Below are 16,510 nucleotides of genomic sequence, written 5' to 3' on the forward strand. Positions count from 1 at the left end.
AGCGGTCTTCGCTGTAGGACCGACCACCTCCCCGTAGGAGTTTGTAGATGCCCCCCAAGGGTCGTCAGGGCGCTGCCAAGAAGGTGCGCCGCAAGGAAAAGAAGAACGTCGCGCACGGCCAGGCGCACATCAAGAGCACGTTCAACAACACGATCGTGTCCATCACGGACCCGGCCGGAAACGTGATCTCGTGGGCCTCCGCCGGCCACGTCGGTTTCAAGGGCTCGCGCAAGTCCACGCCGTTCGCCGCGCAGATGGCCGCCGAGTCGGCTGCCCGTCGCGCGCAGGAGCACGGCATGCGCAAGGTCGACGTCTTCGTCAAGGGCCCGGGCGCCGGTCGTGAGACCGCCATCCGCTCGCTCCAGGCGACGGGCCTCGAGGTCGGCTCCATCCAGGACGTCACCCCGACCCCGCACAACGGCTGCCGTCCGCCCAAGCGTCGTCGCGTCTGACGCACCGGCTCACGTCGGCTGGACACGGCCGCGTGTCGGTCTGAGGCTTTCGGGCGGTACGGCTCCGTAAAAGGGCCGTATCGCCCGTACCCTTGCAGTACCCGTGCGGTGAGTGCGCACGGTTCCGTCGGGCGTCAAATAGCGGGCGTCCACGAAAGAAGGATCTGATCGCCACATGCTGATCGCTCAGCGTCCCTCGTTGACCGAAGAGGTCGTCGACGAATTCCGCTCCCGGTTCGTGATCGAGCCGCTGGAGCCGGGCTTCGGTTACACCCTCGGCAACTCCCTGCGCCGGACCCTCCTGTCCTCGATCCCGGGTGCGGCGGTCACGTCCATCCGTATCGACGGCGTGCTGCACGAGTTCACCACCGTGCCGGGCGTCAAGGAGGACGTCACCGACCTGATCCTCAACATCAAGCAGCTGGTCGTCTCCTCGGAGCACGACGAGCCGGTCGTGATGTACCTGCGCAAGCAGGGCCCGGGTCTGGTCACCGCCGCCGACATCGCGCCCCCGGCCGGTGTCGAGGTGCACAACCCCGACCTCGTCCTCGCCACGCTCAACGGCAAGGGCAAGCTGGAGATGGAGCTGACCGTCGAGCGCGGTCGCGGTTACGTCTCCGCCGTGCAGAACAAGCAGCTGGGTCAGGAGATCGGGCGCGTCCCGGTCGACTCGATCTACTCGCCGGTTCTCAAGGTCACGTACAAGGTCGAGGCCACGCGTGTCGAGCAGCGCACCGACTTCGACAAGCTGATCGTCGACGTCGAGACCAAGCAGGCGATGCGTCCCCGTGACGCCATGGCCTCCGCCGGTAAGACGCTGGTCGAGCTGTTCGGTCTCGCCCGCGAGCTGAACATCGACGCCGAGGGCATCGACATGGGCCCGTCCCCCACGGACGCCGCTCTCGCCGCTGATCTCGCCCTGCCGATCGAGGAGCTCGAGCTCACCGTTCGGTCGTACAACTGCCTCAAGCGTGAGGGCATCCACTCCGTGGGTGAGCTCGTCGCCCGTTCCGAGGCCGACCTGCTGGACATCCGCAACTTCGGTGCGAAGTCCATCGACGAGGTCAAGGCGAAGCTGGCCGGCATGGGCCTCGCGCTCAAGGACAGCCCGCCCGGATTCGACCCGACCGCCGCCGCCGACGCCTTCGGCGCCGACGACGACGCGGACGCGGGCTTCGTGGAGACCGAGCAGTACTAGTCGCTCCGCGACGCGGTCCGACTTCGGCTGCGGGACCGTTGTGGCTGGTCACGCAGTCCCCGCGCCCTTTCGGGGGCGCGGATCCTCCGGGCGCGCCGGGAACGGCGCCCGGATCTTCGACAGGCGATCGCCTGCTCGGACACTGACCCCGGTACCTGATACGGCCGGGGCAGACACCTAGGAGAAACACCATGCCGAAGCCCACCAAGGGTGCCCGTCTGGGCGGCAGCGCCGCGCACGAGAAGCTGCTTCTCGCGAACCTCGCGAAGTCGCTGTTCGAGCACGGCCGCATCACCACCACCGAGGCGAAGGCGCGCAAGCTGCGTCCGTACGCCGAGCGTCTGGTCACCAAGGCGAAGAAGGGCGACCTTCACAACCGTCGTCAGGTGCTCCAGGTGATCACGGACAAGAGCATCGTGCACACGCTCTTCACCGAGATCGGCCCGCGCTACGAGAACCGCCCGGGTGGCTACACCCGCATCACCAAGATCGGTAACCGTCGTGGCGACAACGCGCCCATGGCTGTCATCGAGCTGGTCGAGGCGCTGACCGTCGCGCAGCAGGCCACTGGTGAGGCCGAGGCCGCCACCAAGCGTGCGGTCAAGGAAGACGACCTCAAGAAGGACGAGGTCGTCGAGGACGCCAAGCCCGCCGACGAGGCTGCGGCCGACGAGGCTCCGGCCGAGGAGTCCAAGGACGCCTGAGGCACCGCCTCGCAGTGGACGGGTCCGCCCTTCGGGGTGGGCCCGTTCCGCGTTTGCGGAGGGCGTTCGCGGAGGCGTTCTCCGAAGGTCAGGCTTGAAAGGATCCAGGGGTGAGTGACGAAGCAGAGCCCGGGTTCGTACGGGTGCGGATGGACCTCTCGTACGACGGGAGCGGGTTCTCCGGATGGGCCAGACAGGCCGGCGGGCGGCGGACCGTGCAGGGGGACATCGAGGACGCCCTGCGGACCGTGACCCGGTCGGGGGACACCACGTACGAGCTGACCGTGGCGGGGCGTACGGACGCCGGTGTGCACGCGCGCGGGCAGGTGGCGCACGTCGATCTGCCGGAGGACCTCTGGGCCGAGCACCGGGAGAAGCTCCTCAAGCGGCTCGCCGGGCGGCTCGCCAAGGATGTGCGGATCTGGTCCCTCGCCGAGGCGCCCGCCGGGTTCAACGCGCGGTTCTCGGCGATCTGGCGGCGGTACGCGTACCGGGTCACCGACAACCCGGGGGGTGTCGACCCCCTGCTGCGCAGCCACGTCCTCTGGCACGACTGGCCCCTGGACGTCGACGCCATGAACGAGGCCGCCCGGCGGCTGCTCGGTGAGCACGACTTCGCCGCCTACTGCAAGCGGCGGGAGGGGGCGACGACCATTCGCACGCTCCAGGAGCTGAGCCTGGTGCGCGGCGAGGACGGGGTCGTCACCGCGACCGTCCGGGCCGACGCCTTCTGCCACAACATGGTGCGCTCGCTGATCGGGGCGCTGCTCTTCGTCGGCGACGGGCACCGGAGCGCGGAGTGGCCCGGGAAGGTGCTGGCGGCGGGGGTGCGCGATTCCGCCGTGCATGTCGTACGGCCGCACGGGCTGACGCTGGAGGAGGTCGGCTACCCGGCCGACGAGCTGCTCGCCGCGCGCAACAAGGAGGCGCGCAACAGGCGGACGCTGCCCGGAGCCGGGTGCTGCTGAGCTCCCGGCCCCGCGTCGGTGTCCGCGGTCAGTTCGCGGCAGCCGCCGAGGCCTGGGCCTCGCCGCGCTGGCGGATCCGCTGGAAGGCGAACTCCGCGAGGTCGTCCCCGGCGGTGAAGACCGCCGTGTCCTTGGTGGTCACGTCCTTGCCGTCCGTGAAGCCCGTGATGGTGAAGTAGGCGTACCGGCCGTAGGAATTGGTCGTGGAGCGGCAGATCGCGCCGTCGCAGAAGGCCTTGACGTCCCCGCCGGTGAGGGCCTTGACGATGCTCTGCTTGTCGGCCTGGCTCTTGACCTTGAGGGCCTGTGCCTCGGTGTCGAAGACCGCCACACCGACCGTGACCGCGATGTTGTCCTTGGTGTAGGTGATGCGCATGAGGCGGGTGCAGTCGTTCGCGGTGAGCACCTTGGGCAGCGTGCCCTGGACGCCCGTGGTGCAGGTGGTGCTGTCGGCCTTGGGGCCCTTCTTGTACACGGCCGAGCCCATGGTCAGCTGCGTGCCGGGGAAGAGCAGGTCCGGCCCGTTGGGGGCGGTGTCCTTGGCCTTGCTGGCGACGAACTCCTTCGGGTCCAGCGGGGGCGGGGCGCTGGTCGGCGCGAAGGAGGGCGTGGTGGACGCGCTGGGCAGGTCGGTCGCGGGCACCGAGGAGGTCGGCTGGTTCGCCTCGTCGCTGCCGTTCGCCGACACCACGGCCATGGCGACGGCGGTGCCGATGGCGAGCGTGGCCAGCGCGCCGCCGCCTATGAAGAGCAGCCGACGGCGTTTGTTGCGCGTCTCGGACGCCTCCGCGAGCGCGGCCCAGTCCGGGGTCGGGCCGTCATCGCCGCTGGTCCACGGCTGCTGGGAGTTCGGTTTCCACGGATCCCACTGGGACTGAGGTCCCCCCTGCCCATAGCTCATGGGCCGCATCTTAGACGGGGAGCGGGGGATGCTGTTCCGCCCCAACCGGCGCCGGAGTCCTTGGTGTTCATGGTGCGAGTGGGGGCAAACGTGACATCTCCGGGTGGTTGGTGCGGCATATTCGCAGGCGGGGACCGGTAGTGTGGCGCAGGCCACTCCGGAACGGGGTTTCCGGCGGCGGCTTCCGGTGAGGCTGACATGCCCACGCGTGATCGGGTGAGAGGGCCCGTTTTGACCCGGCCCCCGAGAGCCGGGTATCCTGCATCTTCGTTGTGTATTGGCTTGCTCTTCTCACGGGACGGGCCCTTACACCGGTCCACCGGGCCGATGACCAGCGACCAGCACGCGGCTTGCGTCACCGCAGTGCGGTCTGGGCTGTCGTGATCGTCTTCGGTGACCTTGTCAGGACCAATTCACTGAAGAAGCGAAGGCTACGAACCGTGCGTACGTACAGCCCCAAGCCCGGCGATGTGACGCGCCAGTGGCACGTCATCGACGCTCAGGACATCGTCCTGGGCCGTCTCGCCACCACTGCCGCGTCCCTCCTCCGGGGCAAGCACAAGCCGATCTACGCGCCCCACGTCGACACCGGTGACTTCGTCATCATCATCAACGCCGACAAGGTGCACCTCTCCGGCAACAAGCGGACCCAGAAGATGGCGTACCGCCACTCCGGTTACCCGGGCGGTCTGCGCTCCGTGCGCTACGACGACCTCCTGGCGAACAACCCGGAGAAGGCCGTCGAGAAGGCCGTCAAGGGCATGCTCCCCAAGAACACGCTGGGCCGTCAGATGCTGTCGAAGCTGAAGGTCTACAAGGGCGACGTGCACCCGCACGCGGCTCAGCAGCCCGTGCCGTTCGAGATCACCCAGGTCGCGCAGTAATTCCGGCCACACCCCTAGCTGAAAAGAACTGAGGAGAACCGTGGCCGAGACCACTGCCGAGCAGCCGCTCGAAGAGACCGAGCTCGTCGACATCGAGAGCTACACCACCGAGTCCGAGGTCCCCGTCGAGGGTGAGTACACCTCGGAGTCCCTCGCCTCCCGCTTCGGCGAGCCCCAGCCGGCCGCCGGCCTGGGCCGTCGCAAGAACGCCATCGCCCGCGTCCGGATCGTTCCGGGCACCGGCAAGTGGAAGATCAACGGTCGCACCCTCGAGGACTACTTCCCGAACAAGGTGCACCAGCAGGAAGTCAACGAGCCCTTCAAGGTGCTCGAGCTCGAAGGCCGCTACGACGTCATCGCCCGTATCTCGGGTGGCGGTGTCTCCGGTCAGGCCGGTGCGCTCCGTCTCGGTGTCGCCCGCGCGCTGAACGAGGCCGACGTCGACAACAACCGTGGCGCCCTCAAGAAGGCCGGCTTCCTCACGCGTGACGACCGTGCGGTCGAGCGCAAGAAGGCCGGTCTCAAGAAGGCCCGCAAAGCCCCGCAGTACAGCAAGCGCTAAGCTTCGCTGCCTGCTCGTACGTATTCCGGGACGGGCCCGTGCGGTTCGCTCGTACGTACTCCGAACGCCCCGGCGGCACGCCACAGTGTCGCCGGGGCGTTCGTTTTCTCGCAGCCGTGGGCGTATAACGGCACAAGGTGCTCAAAGGCTTGTGTGATCGGATGTTCAGGGCATCCAATGCCTGGACGCGGAGCCGCCGTGGACCGACCCGACCCGACCGGTCGATCGTCCGACGTACCCGCACGCCTTTTGAAACTGACGCTTCCTCAGGAGGACAAGTGGGACGACTCTTCGGCACGGACGGCGTGCGCGGTGTCGCCAACGCGGATCTGACGGCGGAGATGGCGCTCGGCCTGTCCGTCGCGGCGGCGCATGTGCTGGCCGAGGCGGGCACGTTCGCGGGCCACCGGCCGGTGGCAGTCGTCGGACGGGACCCGCGCGCGTCCGGGGAGTTCCTGGAGGCGGCCGTGGTGGCCGGTCTGGCGAGCGCCGGCGTGGACGTGCTGAAGGTCGGCGTGCTGCCGACGCCCGCCGTCGCCTACCTCACCGGTGTGCTGGGCGCCGACCTCGGCGTGATGCTGTCCGCCAGCCACAACGCCATGCCCGACAACGGCGTCAAGTTCTTCGCCCGCGGCGGCCACAAGCTGGCCGACGAGCTCGAGGGCAGGATCGAGTCCGTCTACGAGGAGCACCGCACCGGCGCCCCCTGGAGCCGGCCGACCGGCAGCGGCGTCGGCCGCGTGCGGTCGTACAGCGAAGGGTTCGACCGCTACGTCGCGCACCTCATCGCCGTGCTTCCCAACCGGCTGGACGGGCTGAAGATCGTCCTCGACGAGGCGCACGGCGCCGCCGCCCGGGTGTCGCCGGAGGCGTTCACGCGGGCCGGCGCGGAGATCGTGACCATCGGCGCCGAGCCGGACGGGCTCAACATCAACGACGGGTGCGGGTCCACGCACCTGGACAAACTGAAGGCCGCGGTCCTCGAGCACGGGGCCGACCTCGGCATCGCGCACGACGGGGACGCCGACCGGTGCCTGGCCGTGGACCACACGGGTGAGGAGATCGACGGGGACCAGATTCTCGCCGTGCTCGCACTGGCCATGCGGGAGCGGGGCGCGCTGCGGTCCGACACCGTTGTCGCCACCGTCATGTCCAACCTCGGCTTCAAGCTGGCCATGGATCGGGAGGGTATCCAGCTCGTGCGGGCCGCCGTCGGCGACCGGTACGTGCTGGAGGAGATGAAGGAACACGGGTACGCGCTCGGGGGCGAGCAGTCCGGGCACGTGATCATCCTCGACCACGCGACGACCGGTGACGGCACGCTGACGGGGCTGATGCTGGCGGCTCGCGTCGCCGAGAGCGGTCGTTCGCTGCGGGAGCTGGCCTCGGTGATGGAGCGGTTGCCGCAGGTGCTGATCAATGTGCCGGACGTCGATCGGTCCCGGGTCGGGAACTCGGCCGAGCTGGCGACTGCCGTCGGTGAGGCGGAGCGGGAACTCGGCTCCACCGGGCGGGTGTTGCTTCGGCCTTCCGGGACCGAGCCGCTCGTACGCGTCATGGTAGAGGCCGCGGACATCGACCAGGCCCGGTCTGTCGCCGGGCGGCTGGCCGATGTCGTGAAGTCGGCGCTGGGTTAGTCGGCGCTCGGTCAGTCGGCGCGGCCGCTTCGAGCGGGGTTCGGGGTGGGGGTGCTGTGCGTTGCGGGCTGCGGGTTCGTCGTGGCCTGTCGCGCAGTTCCCCCCGCGCCCCTGAAAACAGGAACGCGCGCTACCCGGCGGCTGCCCGTTGCCGTTGCTTCGACCAGAACCACTTCTGAGCGAGCAGCGTCAATGTGCCGGCCAGGATGATGCCCATCAGGTTCAGCAGCAGTTGCTCTGTGGAGCCCCGGGTCTGTGCCATGTCTCCGAAGCTGAGGGCCACGGCGGCGTTGGCGGCGGCCGGGACCGTCGTGACCGAGATCGCCACGCCCACCAGGGCGCCGGACTTCGCCGAGGTCAGGGAGAGGGTGCCGGCGGCGCCCGCCAGGACGGCCACGATGAACGAGAAGGCGTCGGGGGCGTAGACGAAGCCGGTCTGGGGCCGGTCGGCCTCCAGTTGCCCCTTGCTGAACAGGTCGATCGCGTCCATGAAGAGGCTGAAGCCCACCGTCGCCGCCATCGCCACCGCGAAGCCGACCAGCAGGGCGATCAGTGAGCGCAGGGCCAGCCGGGGAGCCCGCTGCACGATCGAGGTGCACACACCCGCCAGGGGGCCGAACTCCGGGCCGACGGCCATCGCGCCCACGATCAGGACGGCGTTGTCGAGCACCACACCGCAGGCCGCGATCATCGTGGCGAGGGTGATGAACGCGAGGTAGGTGACCGAGAGCGTCGACTCCTCGTGGGTGGCGTCCGTGAGGTGCTCCCACAGAACCGCGTCGGCGCCCTCGCCCGGCGCCTCCGCCTCGGCCTTGTCGGCGCGCCGGGAGAGCGACAGGTCGATGTTCTCCACGGCGATGGAGCCCGTCTTGTCCAGGCCCAACTGCTGTAGTTCGCTGAGGAGTTCGTCGCCCGCCTCGCGCGCCACGTCGCACATGACCACATCGCCCGCCGGATTGCGGGCCGCCCCCGGCACCACCACGAGATGGGTGGTGCCGACGGTCTTCTCGATCACATGGATCACGTCGTCGGTTCTGTCCGACGGCGTGATCAGGCGCAGGTGCAGCATGGAGGCAGGGTAGCCGTCAGAGTTTGCGCAGGCTCAGGCGCTGCACTTTGTGGTCCTGGCCCTTGCGGACGATCAGGGTGGCGCGGCCCCGGGTGGGCGCGATGTTCTCCACCAGGTTGGGCTTGTTGATGGTGCGCCAGAGGGTGCGGGCGTAGTCGACGGCCTCGTCCTCGGAGACCTGGGTGTACTTCCTGAAGTACGAGTCCGGCTTCTGGAAGGCCGTCTGACGGAGTTTCCGGAAGCGGTTGAGGTACCAGCGCTCGATGTCCTCGGTGCTCGCGTCGACGTACACGCTGAAGTCGAAGTAGTCGGCGAGGCCGACGCGGGTGCGGCCGTCCTTGCCGGGGAGCGCGGGCTGAAGGACGTTGAGGCCCTCGACGATGAGGATGTCGGGGCGGCGCACGGTGAGCCTGCGGTCCGGGACGATGTCGTAGATCAGGTGGGAGTAGACGGGTGCGGTGACCTCGCCCTTGCCGGCCTTGATGTCGGCCACGAAGCGGGTCAGGGCGCGGCGGTCGTAGGACTCGGGGAAGCCCTTGCGGGACATCAGGCCGCGGGCTTCCAGTTCCCTGGTGGGGAGCAGGAAGCCGTCCGTGGTGACCAGCTCCACGCGGGGGTGTTCCGGCCAGCGGGACAGCAGGGCCTGGAGCAGTCGGGCGACCGTCGACTTGCCGACCGCCACCGAACCCGCGACGCCTATCACGAACGGGGTGCCGGACTGGGAGCCCTGTTCGCCGAGGAAGGTGTTCAGGGCGCCGCGCAGGCCGTCGGTGGCGCCCACGTAGAGGTTGAGCAGACGGGACAGCGGGAGGTAGATGTCACGGACCTCGTCGAGGTCGATGACGTCACCGAGGCCGCGCAGCTTTTCGACCTCCTCGGCGGTCAGCGGCAGCGGAGTCTTCTCGCGCAGCGCGCTCCACTCGGATCGGGTGAGGTCGACGAAGGGAGTCGCCTCCGGCCTGGGCCGGTGGGCGCTCCGGGGCATCGGGGAGACCGGAGAGATCACAGTCCATTGTTAACGGAGTTTGAACAGGATGGCGGGTGGGGTCCGTCACGCCTCGTCGAGGCGGCGTACACCCGTGGGAATTTCCGAAATCGGGCACGTGGAGGCTCTTTCCGGGCGGGATTCGATCGTAGGCTGCCGCGCATGTGCGGAATCGTGGGATACGTGGGGTCTCAGTCGGCGCTGGACGTCGTCATGGCCGGGCTGAGGCGGCTGGAGTACCGGGGCTACGACTCGGCGGGGGTCGCCGTTCTGGCCGACGGAGGGCTCGCCGCCGCGAGGAAGGCGGGCAAGCTCGTCAATCTGGAGAAGGAGCTCGCGGCCAGGCCGCTGCCGACCGGGACGACGGGCATCGGGCACACCCGGTGGGCCACGCACGGCGGGCCGACGGACGCCAACGCGCATCCGCATCTCGACAACGCAGGCCGGGTCGCCGTCGTGCACAACGGGATCATCGAGAACTTCGCCGTGCTGCGGGCCGAACTGGCCGAGCGGGGGCACACGCTGCTCTCCGAGACCGACACCGAGGTCGTGGCCCATCTGCTCGCCGAGGAGTTCTCGGCGACGGCCGACCTGGCCGAGGCCATGCGGCTGGTGTGCCGACGGCTCGAGGGGGCGTTCACGCTGGTCGCGGCGCATGCCGACGAGCCGGACGTGGTGGTCGGGGCGCGGCGCAACTCGCCGCTCGTGGTGGGCGTCGGCGAGGGCGAGGCCTTTCTCGCCTCGGACGTCGCCGCGTTCATCGCGCACACCCGGTCGGCGATCGAGCTGGGTCAGGACCAGGTCGTCGAGCTGCGGCGGGACGGGGTGACGGTGACCGGCTTCGACGGGCGCCCGGCGGACGTCCGGTCGTACCACGTCGACTGGGACGCGTCGGCCGCGGAGAAGGGGGGCTACGACTACTTCATGCTCAAGGAGATCGCCGAGCAGCCCAAGGCCGTCGCCGACACCCTGCTCGGCCGCGTCGACGCCTCTGGCGCGCTGACGCTCGACGAGGTGCGGATCCCGGCCTCCGAGCTGCGGGAGGTCGACAAGGTCGTCATCGTCGCGTGCGGTACGGCCTTCCACGCGGGCCTCATCGCCAAGTACGCCATCGAGCACTGGACGCGGATCCCGTGCGAGGTCGAGCTGGCCAGCGAGTTCCGTTACCGGGACCCGATTCTCGACTCCCGGTCGCTGGTCATCGCCATCTCCCAGTCCGGGGAGACGATGGACACGCTCATGGCGCTGCGGCACGCGCGGGAACAGGGGTCCAAGGTGCTGGCGATCTGCAACACCAACGGGTCGACGATCCCCCGGGAGTCGGACGCGGTGCTGTACACGCACGCCGGGCCGGAGGTCGCCGTCGCCTCGACCAAGGCGTTCCTGACGCAGTTGGTGGCCTGCTATCTCGTCGCGCTGTATCTGGGCCAGGTGCGCGGCACCAAGTGGGGCGACGAGATCCGGGCCGTCGTCCGGGACCTCGCGCAGATCTCCGGCGCGGTCGGGCGGGTGCTGGAGACCATGGAGCCGGTGCGGGAGCTGGCGCGTTCCCTCGCCGACAAGGACACCGTCCTGTTCCTCGGGCGGCATGTCGGGTACCCCGTCGCGCTGGAGGGCGCGCTGAAGCTGAAGGAGCTCGCCTACATGCACGCGGAGGGGTTCGCGGCGGGCGAGCTGAAGCACGGGCCGATCGCGCTGATCGAGGAGGACGTGCCGGTCGTGGTGGTGGTGCCCTCGCCCCGGGGGCGGTCCGTCCTGCACGACAAGATCGTGTCCAACATCCAGGAGATCCGGGCCCGGGGTGCGCGGACGATCGTGATCGCGGAGGAGGGGGACGAGACGGTGGTGCCGTACGCCGACCACCTGGTGCGGATCCCGGTCACGCCGGTGCTGCTGTCGCCGCTGGTCGCCACGGTTCCCTTGCAGGTGTTCGCGTGCGAGCTGGCGACGGCCCGGGGCAACGAGGTCGACCAGCCGCGGAACCTGGCGAAGTCGGTGACGGTGGAGTGAGCGGGGGCGCCTGAGGGGGGCGGATCCTGTGCGTCGGCGGGGGCGTCGGCCGGGGGGTAGGGCGGGGCGGGGTGCTGTGCGTCGGCGGGTGGGGATGCGGGTGCGGGTGCGGATGTGGGCGCGGGGCGTCGGCGGGTGGGGATGTGCGGGTGCGTGGTGGCTGGTCGCCGCGCGACGCGGTGGAGCCGCGGATCGACCGCGCCCGCGCCCGTGGGGCCCCTATCGCCTGCGGCGGTCGGGGCCCCACGGGCGACCCGTCAGCTCCGTGCGCGTCGCCTTCTCGCCGCGTACACCTTCCAGGTCGCGAACGCGAGGGGCAGTTCCAGGACCCAGACGCCCGTCACCGCGTCCCACTCCGGGGCGGTGGCCGAGGCCTCGTCGGCCGTGATGATCCCGCACAGCAGGCCCCATGCCGCCGCGAGCAGGCCGACGAGCCAGAGCGCGGCGGTCCAGCCCCAGGTGGAGCGGCCGTTGCCGGAGGAACGCGGACGGGGGGTCCGCTTGCGCGGCTGCGGGATGTGGTCGGGCTCGCGGGCCGGCATCCGGACCGCCGCCTGTGCGGGCACGGCCGCGTCCAGCGCGGCGATGCGTTCCGGCGTCACCCCTCGGAACAGGGTGGGCTCCACGGTGACCGAGAAGCCGTCGTGGCCGGTCAGCGTGCGGGCGCCGTCGGGGCGGGTGGTCATCGCCGCGCAGGCGTCGTAGCGGACGGTGACCGGGCCCCTCGGCGTCAGCAGGCTCACCCCCTCGGCGCCGATGACCAGGGTGACCTCCTCGTCCTCCAGGGACTGGTGGCGGGTACCGGTCAGGGCGGCCTGCGAGTGCTGCGGGGCGAGAGTGAGGCCCGCCCAGTCGACGCCCCGGCCCGGTACCTGCAGGAGCGCGTTGCCCCACGCCTCCCGGGCGACCTCGCGCAGGTCGTCGGTCGTCACCGCGTTCAGCTCCGCCCGGTGCTGGTCGGGGGTGAGGATCCGGTGTCCGAGCAGCAGGCTCAGCGCGTACGAGGGGAGGGCGGCGGCGCCGAGGTCGGGGGCGTCGTACATCTTGAGGAGCTTGGCGCGCACGGAGTCCAGCTCGGACTGTTCGATGCGGCCCGCGCGCAGCCGGGCGAGGGTGTCGACGAAGCCGCCGACGACCGCGTCCTGCTTCTGCGGGAGGGAGTCCGCGTACGCGGTGAGGGTGGCGAAGTCGGCGTCGCGCGGGGAGTAGTCGGCTTCCGCGGAGTACGAGTAGCCGCCCTCCTGGCGCAGGTCCTGGAACAGGGCCCGGCCGAGGACGTCCGCGAAGACGACGGCCGCGGTGGAGCGGCGCAGCACCGAGGTGAGGACGACATGGCCGTCGTCGCCGCTGATGTACGCGGGCGTCGTGGGCAGTGCGCTGGTCGCGGCCGGAGCGGGGAGGCGGGTGCCCTGGGGGAGAGTGAGGTCCAGGCCGTCGGGCACCTGGTCGCTGGTGATCCACAGCACCGCGTTGTCCCTGGTGAAGCGGGTCTCGGCCCAGTGCCGCACCTGGTCCGGGGTCAGGCTCCAGGTGCCGAGCTCGTTGTAGCTGGACAGGCCGTAGCCCTGTGCGCCGTACCGCCACAGCGGCATCTGCTGCTGCGGGCCGCCGCGGCCGGCCGCCTCCGTGCGCAGGATCTCCCTCTCGGTGTCCAGCCGCTCCATCGGCAGGTCCCGCAGCCCCGCGCACACGCTGTTGAGGTACTTGACCACCTCCTCCTCGCTGCCGGTGACGTGGAAGAGGGTGTACGCGTTCGCCGTCGCGCCGTTGTAGTGCAGATCGGACAGGCCGAGGCGGTGCAGGGCGAGGTGTTCGACGAGGTGGGTGAGGCCGGCGGTGGCCAGGGTCTCGTCGGCGCGGCCCACCCGGAAGAAGAGTCCGGCGGTGATCTCCTTGCCGGAGGCGGGGGCGTAGAGGGTGGGGATGTGCTGCGTGGTGGTGTGCGAGACGAGCCCGGCCAGCGCGGCGAGGCCGGCGTGGTGGTCGTGTTCGTGCTCGTGCAGGTCGGTGGTCATCGGTTGCCGCCTCCTCGGGATTCCAGCGCGGCCTTGCGGGACTTGAGGAACGCGGACTTCTTGTCGGGCACGTAGTGCCACGGGGACTCGGACGCGCGGTCGCCGAGGAAGGCGAAGTGCGGGGCCGCGTACTCCCAGTGGTTGCCGAGCGAGAAGGCGAACGCGAACGCGTTGTGCGCGCCGATCGAGTTCCAGTCGGGCCGGTGGTCCGGGTGCAGTACCGAGACCTGGGCGGCGTTGCGCAGGTCGTCGCGGACCGGCAGGCCCCGCATGTAGGCCGCGTCCTCGCCGGTGTCCAGGTCCAGCCAGCGCTCGATGTGGGCGAGGGCGACCAGGGCACCGGAGTTCGAGCCGTCGGGGGCCGCGGTCGCGCATTCACGGGCGAAGCCGTGCGCCGCCTCCCAGGAGCCGCTCCACTTGGGGCACAGCTGCTGGAGCAGCTGCACCTGCGCGTGGTAGTGGTGCGGATGGTGGGCGGAGAGGCGGTCGTAGCGGCGGCGGGCCTCGGCCTGCCCCAGCTGGAGGCCGCGCGCGGTCATCAGCCGGGCGGTCCAGGCGGGGGCGTACGCGGGGTGCTCGGCGCAGACCTCGATCAGCAGCTGCTCGGCCTTGCGCAGCCAGTCGTGGAACTGGGTGAACTGGTCCCGCGAGACGTGCTGGGCGCGGGCGCCGCTGCGGATGTCCCAGCCGATGTAGACGTACCGCTCGGCGAGCAGGGTGCGCGGCAGCGGGTCGCCGGGCGATTCCGCCGCCGCCCGCTCCAGGAAGTTCTCGACGCCCGGGATGTCGGCGACGAGGCCGACGGCGGAGGACAGCTTGTCGACCGAGTCGAGGCCCGCCAGGCAGGCCCGCAGAGTGGGCCAGTGTCCGGCCTGGGCGGCGGTGCGCAGCGGGATCAGCTCGGGTGTGTTGTCGTACGGGTCGAAGGTCGGTCCCCAGGTGTTCGTGGGTCCGTCGCCGGCCATGCCGTTGGTGGTGCTGGTCATTCCTCCGCCCCCTGGCGTAACTGTCCGCGGCGCGCGGGCTGGCCCCCCAGGGCGCGCTGCGGGTTCTTCACCGATGCGACCGCACGCCGTCCGAGGTGATGCGGCGTCGTCCGGTGCGATCCGGCTTGATCAAGTCGCCGCAGGCTAGCAGCAGGCTGTGACAGTCCGGCCGTAGGGTGCTCGGCATGAGCATCATCGGGGTCGGTATCGACGTGGCCGAGATCGAGCGGTTCGCGGCGTCGCTGGAACGGACGCCGGGGCTGGCCCGGCGGTTGTTCCTGGAGAGCGAGTTGCTGCTGCCGAGCGGCGAGCGGCGGGGTGCCGCCTCGCTGGCGGCCCGGTTCGCCGCGAAGGAGGCTCTCGCCAAGGCCCTGGGGGCGCCGCCCGGACTGTTGTGGACGGACGCGGAGGTCTTCGTCGAGGAGAGCGGGCGGCCTCGGCTGCGGGTGCGGGGGAGCGTCGCCGCGCGGGCGGCCGAACTGGGCGTGCGCGGCTGGCATGTGTCGCTGAGTCACGACGCGGGCGTCGCCTCGGCGGTGGTGGTGGCCGAGGGGTGAGCCGCGGCCGGCCGACGGCGTGCGGTGGCGGCGTGCGGTGACGGGGGAGTCCGGGGCAGACTCGACCGTATGCGTACTGCCTACCGCGTTGAGACCGTCCGTCGTGCCGAGCGGGAGCTGATGGCCCGGGTTCCGGAAGGGGCCCTCATGCAGCGGGCCGCCGCCGGGCTCGCCGCCGCCTGCGCCGACCTGCTGGGGCGGGTGTACGGACGGCGGGTCGTGCTGCTGGTCGGCAGCGGCGACAACGGGGGCGACGCCCTGTACGCCGGCGCCCGGCTCGCCCGGCGCGGTGCGGGGGTGACCGCGGTGCTGCTCGCGCCCGAGCGCACTCACGCCGCGGGGCTGGCCGCCCTGCGGCGGGCGGGCGGGCACCCGGTCGGGCCGGCCGGCGCCGAAGCCGTCGTCCGGCGGGCCGACCTCGTGCTCGACGGCATCGTCGGGATCGGCGGGAAGGGCGGGCTGCGGCCGGACGCGGCCTCGCTCGCCGCGATCGTCGCCGAGGCCCGGGCCGCCGTCGTCGCCGTCGATCTGCCCAGCGGGGTCGACGCCGACACCGGTGAGGTGCACGGGAGCGCGATCCGCGCCGACCTCACCGTCACCTTCGGCACGCACAAGCCGGGGCTGCTCGTCGATCCGGCGCGGGAGTACGCCGGGTCGGTGCGGCTCGTCGACATCGGGCTCGGGGGCGAGTTGCCCGCCGAGCCCGAGCTGGCGGCCCTCCAGCATGCGGACGTGGCCGCTCTGTTGCCGGTGCCCGGCGGGGAGAGCGACAAGTACCGCCGGGGCGTCGTCGGGATCGCCGCCGGGTCCGCCCGGTATCCGGGGGCCGCCGTGCTGGCCGTCGCGGGCGCGCTGCGGGGCGGGGCGGGGGCGGTGCGGTACGTGGGACCGGCCGGGGACGCGGTCGTCGCGCGGTTTCCCGAGACGCTGGTGTCCGACCGGGGGCCCCGGCAGGCCGGGCGGGTACAGGCCTGGGTCGTCGGACCGGGCGCCGGGGACGACGCCAAGACGGTGGCGGAGGTGCTGTCCGCCGACGTGCCGGTGCTGATCGACGCCGATGGACTGCGCCTCGCGGACGCCGACGCGGTGCGGGAGCGGACCGCGCCCACGCTGATGACGCCGCACGCGGGGGAGGCGGCCGCGCTGCTCGGGGTGGCGCGGGAGGAGGTGGAGGGGGCCCGGCTGCGTTCCGTGCGGGAGCTGGCGGCCCGCTACCGGGCGACGGTGCTGCTGAAGGGGTCGACGACGTTGGTCGCGGACGCGGGTGGGGCCGGGCTGGTGCGGGTGAACGCGACGGGGACGGCGTGGCTGGCCACGGCCGGGAGCGGCGATGTGCTGTCCGGGCTGGCGGGGTCGTTGCTGGCGGCGGGGCTGAACGCGTTGGACGCGGGGAGTGCGGGGGCCTATCTGCACGGGCTGGCGGGGAGGTTCGCCGCGGACGGTGCGCCGGTGGGGGCGCATGACGTGGCCGCGGCGGTTGCGGAGGCGTGGCGTGACGTGCGGGGGTAGGGGGCGGCTCTCCTCGCCCCCGCCCCCAAGTCCGTCCCCAGGGGCTGCCCGGGCCCCCTTTCGGCCGGGACGG

General features: G+C 71.1%; 15 protein-coding genes. 10 read left to right on the plus strand and 5 right to left on the minus strand.

The features are described from left to right. Positions 1–47 precede the first annotated feature (47 nt). The 4 genes from rpsK to truA all read left to right on the plus strand — a co-directional run bounded on the left by rpsK (position 48) and on the right by truA (position 3,322). Positions 48–452 carry a 30S ribosomal protein S11 gene (rpsK, locus tag QF030_RS25410; protein ID WP_010354218.1) on the plus strand — a complete coding sequence of 135 codons (405 nt, stop codon included), beginning with the start codon at positions 48–50 and terminating at the stop codon, positions 450–452. A gap of 175 nt (positions 453–627) precedes the next feature. After that, positions 628–1,650, plus strand: a complete 1,023-nt coding sequence (locus QF030_RS25415; protein WP_081553201.1) for a DNA-directed RNA polymerase subunit alpha — start codon at positions 628–630, stop codon at positions 1,648–1,650. Between the two features lie 191 nt (positions 1,651–1,841). Next, entirely contained in the window at positions 1,842–2,354 is a 513-nt protein-coding gene (rplQ, locus tag QF030_RS25420; RefSeq protein WP_307164923.1) for a 50S ribosomal protein L17, read from the plus strand. A 110-nt stretch (positions 2,355–2,464) separates the two neighbouring features. Next, a complete protein-coding gene (gene truA / locus QF030_RS25425) occupies positions 2,465–3,322 on the plus strand; it encodes a tRNA pseudouridine(38-40) synthase TruA (RefSeq protein WP_307164924.1) in 858 nt (285 codons plus the stop codon). 28 nt (positions 3,323–3,350) lie between these two features. Here truA and QF030_RS25430 read toward each other — a convergent pair whose 3' ends face one another. Further along, positions 3,351–4,223 (minus strand): hypothetical protein, encoded by an 873-nt coding sequence (locus QF030_RS25430; RefSeq protein WP_307164925.1) that lies wholly within the window; start codon positions 4,221–4,223, stop codon positions 3,351–3,353. A 440-nt stretch (positions 4,224–4,663) separates the two neighbouring features. Here QF030_RS25430 and rplM point away from each other — a divergent pair, with 440 nt between their 5' ends. The 3 genes from rplM to glmM all read left to right on the plus strand — a co-directional run bounded on the left by rplM (position 4,664) and on the right by glmM (position 7,306). Further along, positions 4,664–5,107, plus strand: a complete 444-nt coding sequence (rplM, locus tag QF030_RS25435; RefSeq protein ID WP_020132189.1) for a 50S ribosomal protein L13 — start codon at positions 4,664–4,666, stop codon at positions 5,105–5,107. 40 nt (positions 5,108–5,147) lie between these two features. Then, positions 5,148–5,669, plus strand: coding sequence for a 30S ribosomal protein S9 (gene rpsI / locus QF030_RS25440; protein WP_081553202.1), 522 nt, complete (start codon positions 5,148–5,150; stop codon positions 5,667–5,669). Between the two features lie 278 nt (positions 5,670–5,947). After that, positions 5,948–7,306 carry a phosphoglucosamine mutase gene (glmM, locus tag QF030_RS25445; RefSeq protein ID WP_307164926.1) on the plus strand — a complete coding sequence of 453 codons (1,359 nt, stop codon included), beginning with the start codon at positions 5,948–5,950 and terminating at the stop codon, positions 7,304–7,306. A 130-nt stretch (positions 7,307–7,436) separates the two neighbouring features. On the opposite strand, the gene QF030_RS25450 is transcribed toward glmM, so the two are convergent. Then, on the minus strand, positions 7,437–8,375 hold the full coding sequence (locus QF030_RS25450) for a DUF389 domain-containing protein (protein WP_307164927.1): 939 nt from the start codon (positions 8,373–8,375) through the stop codon (positions 7,437–7,439). Between the two features lie 16 nt (positions 8,376–8,391). Continuing rightward, positions 8,392–9,360, minus strand: coding sequence for a type I pantothenate kinase (gene coaA / locus QF030_RS25455; protein WP_307164928.1), 969 nt, complete (start codon positions 9,358–9,360; stop codon positions 8,392–8,394). 162 nt (positions 9,361–9,522) lie between these two features. On the opposite strand from coaA, the gene glmS reads away from it, so the two are divergent. Then, positions 9,523–11,370: a glutamine--fructose-6-phosphate transaminase (isomerizing) gene (gene glmS, locus QF030_RS25460; protein ID WP_307164929.1), complete on the plus strand. Its 1,848-nt coding sequence runs from the start codon at positions 9,523–9,525 to the stop codon at positions 11,368–11,370. A 257-nt stretch (positions 11,371–11,627) separates the two neighbouring features. Here the strand turns inward: glmS and QF030_RS25465 are convergent, their stop codons facing one another. Next, positions 11,628–13,385 (minus strand): M16 family metallopeptidase, encoded by a 1,758-nt coding sequence (locus tag QF030_RS25465; protein WP_307164930.1) that lies wholly within the window; start codon positions 13,383–13,385, stop codon positions 11,628–11,630. Continuing rightward, positions 13,382–14,371, minus strand: coding sequence for a hypothetical protein (locus QF030_RS25470; RefSeq protein ID WP_307164931.1), 990 nt, complete (start codon positions 14,369–14,371; stop codon positions 13,382–13,384). The genes QF030_RS25465 and QF030_RS25470 overlap by 4 nt, the downstream gene beginning before the upstream one ends. A gap of 185 nt (positions 14,372–14,556) precedes the next feature. On the opposite strand from QF030_RS25470, the gene QF030_RS25475 reads away from it, so the two are divergent. Both QF030_RS25475 and QF030_RS25480 read left to right on the plus strand, forming a co-directional pair. Then, the gene (locus QF030_RS25475; protein ID WP_307164932.1) at positions 14,557–14,928 is read left to right on the plus strand and encodes a holo-ACP synthase; all 372 of its coding nucleotides are present in this window, start codon (positions 14,557–14,559) and stop codon (positions 14,926–14,928) included. A gap of 69 nt (positions 14,929–14,997) precedes the next feature. Then, the gene (locus QF030_RS25480; protein ID WP_307164933.1) at positions 14,998–16,437 is read left to right on the plus strand and encodes an NAD(P)H-hydrate dehydratase; all 1,440 of its coding nucleotides are present in this window, start codon (positions 14,998–15,000) and stop codon (positions 16,435–16,437) included. Positions 16,438–16,510 lie beyond the last annotated feature (73 nt).

Origin of the sequence: Streptomyces rishiriensis (assembly GCF_030815485.1) — a bacterium.
Classification (GTDB): domain Bacteria; phylum Actinomycetota; class Actinomycetes; order Streptomycetales; family Streptomycetaceae; genus Streptomyces; species Streptomyces rishiriensis_A.

What these genes read in the sequence shown, in the direction of transcription:
- rpsK (WP_010354218.1), top strand. Translation starts at nt 48, where the DNA reads ATGCCCCCCAAGGGTCGTCAGGGCGCTGCCAAGAAGGTGCGCCGCAAG.
- QF030_RS25415 (WP_081553201.1), top strand. Translation starts at nt 628, where the DNA reads ATGCTGATCGCTCAGCGTCCCTCGTTGACCGAAGAGGTCGTCGACGAA.
- rplQ (WP_307164923.1), top strand. Translation starts at nt 1,842, where the DNA reads ATGCCGAAGCCCACCAAGGGTGCCCGTCTGGGCGGCAGCGCCGCGCAC.
- QF030_RS25430 (WP_307164925.1), bottom strand. Translation starts at nt 4,223, where the DNA reads ATGAGCTATGGGCAGGGGGGACCTCAGTCCCAGTGGGATCCGTGGAAA.
- QF030_RS25450 (WP_307164927.1), bottom strand. Translation starts at nt 8,375, where the DNA reads ATGCTGCACCTGCGCCTGATCACGCCGTCGGACAGAACCGACGACGTG.
- coaA (WP_307164928.1), bottom strand. Translation starts at nt 9,360, where the DNA reads ATGCCCCGGAGCGCCCACCGGCCCAGGCCGGAGGCGACTCCCTTCGTC.
- glmS (WP_307164929.1), top strand. Translation starts at nt 9,523, where the DNA reads ATGTGCGGAATCGTGGGATACGTGGGGTCTCAGTCGGCGCTGGACGTC.
- QF030_RS25465 (WP_307164930.1), bottom strand. Translation starts at nt 13,385, where the DNA reads ATGACCACCGACCTGCACGAGCACGAACACGACCACCACGCCGGCCTC.
- QF030_RS25470 (WP_307164931.1), bottom strand. Translation starts at nt 14,371, where the DNA reads ATGACCAGCACCACCAACGGCATGGCCGGCGACGGACCCACGAACACC.
- QF030_RS25475 (WP_307164932.1), top strand. Translation starts at nt 14,557, where the DNA reads ATGAGCATCATCGGGGTCGGTATCGACGTGGCCGAGATCGAGCGGTTC.
- QF030_RS25480 (WP_307164933.1), top strand. Translation starts at nt 14,998, where the DNA reads ATGCGTACTGCCTACCGCGTTGAGACCGTCCGTCGTGCCGAGCGGGAG.